6 protein-coding genes are annotated in these 5,297 nt (G+C 66.5%); 2 read left to right on the plus strand and 4 right to left on the minus strand.

Annotated features, from left to right (window positions below; all coding sequences use genetic code 11):
* A partial coding sequence (locus FV228_RS19425; RefSeq protein ID WP_147856121.1) for a (Fe-S)-binding protein occupies positions 1-801 on the plus strand: 801 nt, incomplete at its 5' end.
* The gene (locus FV228_RS19430; protein ID WP_246690014.1) at positions 798-1,748 is read left to right on the plus strand and encodes a ketopantoate reductase family protein; all 951 of its coding nucleotides are present in this window, start codon (positions 798-800) and stop codon (positions 1,746-1,748) included. The genes FV228_RS19425 and FV228_RS19430, both read left to right, overlap by 4 nt.
* A gap of 94 nt (positions 1,749-1,842) precedes the next feature.
* Here FV228_RS19430 and FV228_RS19435 read toward each other — a convergent pair whose 3' ends face one another.
* The 4 genes from FV228_RS19435 to FV228_RS19450 form a co-directional block, all read right to left on the minus strand.
* Positions 1,843-2,526: a hypothetical protein gene (locus FV228_RS19435; protein ID WP_147856122.1), complete on the minus strand. Its 684-nt coding sequence runs from the start codon at positions 2,524-2,526 to the stop codon at positions 1,843-1,845.
* Complete coding sequence (locus FV228_RS19440) at positions 2,523-2,972, minus strand: RusA family crossover junction endodeoxyribonuclease (RefSeq protein ID WP_187277822.1); 450 nt, start codon at positions 2,970-2,972, stop codon at positions 2,523-2,525. Before FV228_RS19440 ends, FV228_RS19435 begins: the two co-directional genes overlap by 4 nt.
* Positions 2,973-3,191: 219 nt before the next feature.
* Positions 3,192-3,494, minus strand: coding sequence for a plasmid stabilization protein (locus FV228_RS19445; RefSeq protein ID WP_147856124.1), 303 nt, complete (start codon positions 3,492-3,494; stop codon positions 3,192-3,194).
* Between the two features lie 17 nt (positions 3,495-3,511).
* Positions 3,512-5,128 (minus strand): hybrid sensor histidine kinase/response regulator, encoded by a 1,617-nt coding sequence (locus tag FV228_RS19450; RefSeq protein ID WP_147856125.1) that lies wholly within the window; start codon positions 5,126-5,128, stop codon positions 3,512-3,514.
* Positions 5,129-5,297 lie beyond the last annotated feature (169 nt).

The following is a 5,297-nucleotide window of genomic DNA, read 5'->3' on the forward strand; positions in this document are numbered from 1 at the left end:
GCCACCGCGACCCCGGAGGCGCTGGCCCGCCTCGCCCCGGCCGAGCGTGAGCGCGCGGTGCTCCTGGTGCAGGATGCGTTCACCAGCCATTTCGAGGCGGCCCTGGTGGTGGATGCCTGCGCGCTCCTGATCGCCCTCGGCTTCCAGCCGTGGCTCGTGCCCTACCGGCCGAACGGCAAGCCGCTGCACGTGCACGGCTTCCTGGCCCGGTTCGCCGCGGTGGCGCGGTCCAACGCCGCGATGCTGCGGGCGCTGGCTCGCTCGGGCGTGCCGCTCGTCGGCCTCGACCCCTCGATGACGCTGACCTACCGGTCCGAATACGCCCAGGCGCTCGGCGCCGACGACCTGCCCAAGGTCCAGATCCTGCAGGAATGGCTCGCCACGCAACTCGACCGGATCGCGCCCCGGCCGGGCAACGCGACCCTGCGGCTGCTGCCCCATTGCACCGAGCGCACCAACGCCCCCGGCGCGGTCCGCGACTGGCAAGCGGTGTTCACCCATCTCGGGCTGCGGCTCGACGTGCCGGCAGCGGGCTGCTGCGGCATGGCCGGGACCTATGGCCACGAGACGCGCAACCGCGCCACCTCGGAAGCGATCTACGGCTTGAGCTGGGCGCGCCACGTCGCCGAGTCCCCCGGCGGTACCCTGCTGGCGGACGGCTATTCCTGCCGGTCCCAGGCCAAGCTGATCGACGGCGCGCGGCTCCGCCACCCGGTCCAGGCCCTCCTCGACCATGTGCGGACGAGCGCCGTCGGCGCCGCCCCGTTCCATCCCGAGCACGCCGCGGCGGCGGCGCGATGAAGGTCGCGATCCTCGGGGCCGGGGCGGTCGGCTGCTATTACGGGTTCCTGCTGGCCCGGGCCGGCCACGCGGTCACGCTGATCGGCCGCCCGGCCCTGGTCGCGGCCGTCGAGGCCGACGGGCTGGTGTTGGAGAGTGCGGCCGGGCGCGAGACCCTCGCCGTCCGGGCGACCACGACGGGCGACGGCGTCGCCGGGGCCGATCTGGTGCTGGTCTGCGTCAAGTCGGGCGACACGGAAGCCGCCGGGGCGACCATCGCCCCGCATCTCAGCCCCTCGGCGACGATCCTCAGCCTGCAGAACGGCGTCGACAACGCCGAGCGCCTGGGCGCCGTGCTCGGGCGGCCGGTGGTGCCGGTGGCGGTCTACGTCGCCACCGAGATGGTCGGGCCGGGGCGGGGCCGGCACAACGGCCGGGGCGACCTCGTGCTCGGCGCCTCGGCAACGAGCGAAACCATCGCCGCCGCGCTCATCGCCGCCGGGATCCCGACCACCGTCTCGGAACGGGCCTTGGACGCGCTCTGGGGCAAGCTGATCCTGAACTGCGCCTACAACGCCCTGTCGGCCCTGACCCAGTTGCCCTACGGCCGCCTTGTACAGGGCGAGGGCGTCGTCGCGGCGATGACCGACGTGGTGCAGGAATGCGTCGCGGTGGCGAACGCCTCGGGCGTGACGGTACCCGACGACATCCTCGACACGGTGCTCGCCCTCAGCACCAGCATGGCCGACCAGCGCTCCTCCACGGCCCAGGACCTCGCCCGGGGCCGGCCGAGCGAGATCGACCACCTCAACGGATACGTGATGCGGAGAGGCGCGGCCCTGGGCATTCCGACGCCGGCCAACCGGATGCTGCACACGCTGGTCAAGTTGGTTGAGGGAGGTGATATTTCGCGGGTTGTCCCGTCCGCGTCCCACCCTTCTCAAGCTATCGGACGGTCTAGTAGCTGACAGGGTAGCCAGTTTCAAATGAACAAGCCTGACCCAAAGCGGATATGTGGCTTTCGAGAGACTTGATCACGAGAGCAGACCTGTCGATCCTGGCTCACGCAGCCTCGGCAAGATCATGCGTAATCGTTTCCAGGTCACGGATGAGCTGAGCGACATCATTGGCCGGTACAACCGTTTTGAGGCCGCCGTGAACAACGGCGTTTCTCAGGCTGGTCAACTCCCGAAGCCTACGAGCATCAACCTCTTTCAGATATCCCATCTCTGCAAGCGTCTGAACAGCCTGAACTGGAGACAAAGGTCGCGCCCTGGTCGTCTCCCCCTGGGGCGTGACCAACCGAGCAATCGCTTCGAGAAGCGACCATGCAATCACCAGTGCCGCTCGCTCGTGCCCGCTTTCCAGCAACGTCCGAGCCTCCGCGATGCCGGACGCTAGCTCACTTGCCGTTGGCGCGGACAAGTCCGTCCTGACTTCGACGGGCGGTGCCACATAGAAAACTCGGAACTCCCAGCCCTTCTGGGCTTCGACGAGGTTTGCTATTTTAGCCAGGCTCTCTCCTTGTGCGTCGTGCCGACGTGCCTTGATTTCGATTACGACCCCGCCATCCGGACCAATGCCCAGCGCATCGGGACGGTAGCCTTTGAGAAACTCGGGAATTACTTGTGGCGACGGTTGGATGTAGAATTTCCAGCCCCGCTTTTCTGCATCCTTCTGCAATCGTCCCAAGAGACCGTCGATCTGGGTGGCAAATGCCTTTGCCTCGGAAGGCTGATACGTCATGCTGCTTCCCTCCAACTCAGATCGTCGTCAATTCTGATATATACGACTGGCGGCCCAGCCCTGGCCGCTTCCTCCAATTTTTCAGTAATAGAAGCGAACTCGACGATTATTCCCGGCTCAATTTTTTGAGCTATGACGCGCTCGATCACTCGATCGTCCAGATAAACGACTTCCAGCATGCCGTCGAGTATGAGCTTGACGATGTTGTCGATATCCCCTTCCATAGTACTAGGTGAAAAATACAATATCTTCACGGCGATCGGCCGATCGTCAAGCAAAGTAAATTCGCGATGCGCGTCGATGCAATCCTTTGCCGCCCGCCGCACCATCAGTTTCCATTCCTCTTTCGCTTTCACGTTTTTGGATTGGTGCGAACGAGGAGTCTCTTGGATCATGAACTCAATCGGAAACGGCAGCACAAATTCATCGTCGATCTCATCGCCCATTGCCGCCTGCCAAGGTCGCCTACCAACAGGCATCACTAGCATTTTGGCGATATCGGGTCACCGACACTTTCGTTTCACTTGCGATCATCCCGGCTGTTTGGATGAGCAATTAAAATGAGCGCGAATTCGAATGACCAACTTCTAGATGGCGGCAAACTACTGATCGCTATCGATCCAAGCCCGTCGGCACGCTGAAAGCATCCAGTCTCGTCGATCAGCTTACGCATTCGCCTTGCGCGTCGCCGCCGCCTTCTTGGCCGAGGCCGAGCGCTGTTCCGGCGTCCGCCCGGCGGAAGCCTTGCCCCCTGTCGCCCCGCCCTTGTGGGCCGCCGGATGGCCGGTGGCCTTGCCGCGGCCGGAGCCGCCCGGCTTCTTGCCGCCGCCGTCGTCCTTGTTGACCGTGGCCCAGGCGCGGGATTCCGCTTCCTCCTCCGGCACGCCGCGCGCCTCGTAGGAGTCGGCGATGTGCTCGGCCTTGCGCTTCTGCTTGTCGGTGTATTTCGCCTTGTCTCCCTGCGCCATCGCGCGTCTCCTCAAGCTCAGCCTACGCCGGTGGGACCGTCGAGGATGGCCCGCACGCGGCGGACCAGTTCCGTGCGCCGGTAAGGCTTGTTGAGAAGGTCAAACTCCGAACCGCCGATATCGGTTCGCTCCAGGCTCGCCTCCGCGTAGCCCGTGGCCAGCAGGACCTTGAGCTTGGGCTGGCGGCGGCGCGCCTCGCGGGCGAGCAGCACGCCGTTCATGCCGCCCGGCATGATCAGGTCGGTGAACAGCAGGTCGATCCGCTCGCTGGATTCCAGGATCTCCAGGGCCTCGCGGGCATTGCTGGCCATCAGCGTCGTGTAGCCGAAGTCCCGCAGGATGGTGCGGGCGAGTTCGGCCACGTCCTCGCGGTCGTCGACGATCAGGATCGTCTCGGTGCCCTGCCGGTCCACGGCCCGGTGCGAGACCTTGGATGGGGCATGCGCGTCGCCGTCGGTCGCCGGGAAGGACAGGCGCACCGTCGTGCCGGCGCCGACCACGGACTCGATCTGGGCGGCGCCGCCGGATTGCTTGGCGAAGCCGTAGACCATCGAAAGGCCGAGCCCGGTGCCCTTGCCCTCCTCCTTGGTGGTGAAGAACGGATCCATCACCCGGGCCAGCACCGCGGGCGGGATGCCGGTGCCGCTGTCGCGGATGGCGATGCTGACGTAGCGGCCCGCGCGCAGCGGCCCGATCTCGCCCCTGGCCGCGACCGCGTTGTTCTCCGTGGTGATCCGGACGGTGCCGCCCTCCGGCATGGCGTCCCGGGCGTTGATCAGCACGTTGAGGATCGCGACCTCGGCCTGCGTCGGGTCCACGCGGCAGTTCCAGAGATCCTGGGCGAGATCCAGCTCGATCGTCACCGCCTCGCCCACGGAGCGGGCGACCATGTCGCGCATCCCCTCGACCAGCGTGTTGAGGTTGACGGCGCGCCCGTCCAGCCGCTGCTTGCGGGCGAAGGCCAGCAACTGCTGCGTCAGCGTCGTCGCGCGCTCGGCCGCCTGCCGGATGTTGTCGGTGGCGCGCCCGAGCCGGGCGCGGTCCGCATCGGGCTTTTCGAGCCCGGAGGCCAGGATGTCGACGTAACCGACGATAACCTGCAGCAGGTTGTTGAAGTCGTGCGCGATGCCGCCGGTGAGCTGGCCCAACGCCTCCATCTTCTGCGCCTGGCCCAACGCCTCCTCGGCGTCGCGCCGGCGCGAGACGTCGAGCTGCGAGCCGAAGAAATACACGAGCTCCCCGGCCGAATTGTACACCGGCGAGACGAACAGGGCGTTCCAGAAGCTCGAGCCGTTCTTGCGGTAGTTCAGGATCTCGGTGGCGAATTCGCGCTTCTCGGCGATCGCCGAGCGGATCTGGTCGACGGTCTCGCGGTCGGTCTCCGGGCCCTGCAGGAACCGGCAATTGCGCCCGACCAGCTCTTCCGGCGTGTAGCCGGTCATCGCCAGGAAGGCGCGGTTGGCGAAGATGATCGGATTGTCCGGCTGGCGCGGATCGGTGACGATCATCGGCATGCGGGTGGTTTCCACCGCGGCGAAGAAGATGTCGCTCTTGGGGTCGGCGACATCGCTCGCCGCGCCGTCCCTGACGACCGCGCTCGGTCCGATCGGAGGTTTTTCAGGGGAATCGGCCATGGCGTGCAGTCTTGTTTGTTCCAGTCGTGGACAGATGGGGATGGCGGTCCGGTGCCGGCATCGGGCTGCGACTCTAGGAAGGCGCGCGACGGCGTCGTCCGGTCACGCCACGTCGGCGTCGTCGCGCGTGGCGGGGGTCAGGCCGCCACCGGCCGGGCCGGACCGGGGA

The sequence above is a fragment of the Methylobacterium sp. WL18 genome (assembly GCF_008040015.1).
GTDB classification, from domain to species: domain Bacteria; phylum Pseudomonadota; class Alphaproteobacteria; order Rhizobiales; family Beijerinckiaceae; genus Methylobacterium; species Methylobacterium mesophilicum.

Bases quoted from the DNA above. Each gene is read 5' to 3' on its own strand.
- FV228_RS19440 (WP_187277822.1), bottom strand. From the start codon at position 2,972: ATGGGCGATGAGATCGACGATGAATTTGTGCTGCCGTTTCCGATTGAG.
- FV228_RS19430 (WP_246690014.1), top strand. From the start codon at position 798: ATGAAGGTCGCGATCCTCGGGGCCGGGGCGGTCGGCTGCTATTACGGG.
- FV228_RS19435 (WP_147856122.1), bottom strand. From the start codon at position 2,526: ATGACGTATCAGCCTTCCGAGGCAAAGGCATTTGCCACCCAGATCGAC.
- FV228_RS19450 (WP_147856125.1), bottom strand. From the start codon at position 5,128: ATGGCCGATTCCCCTGAAAAACCTCCGATCGGACCGAGCGCGGTCGTC.
- FV228_RS19445 (WP_147856124.1), bottom strand. From the start codon at position 3,494: ATGGCGCAGGGAGACAAGGCGAAATACACCGACAAGCAGAAGCGCAAG.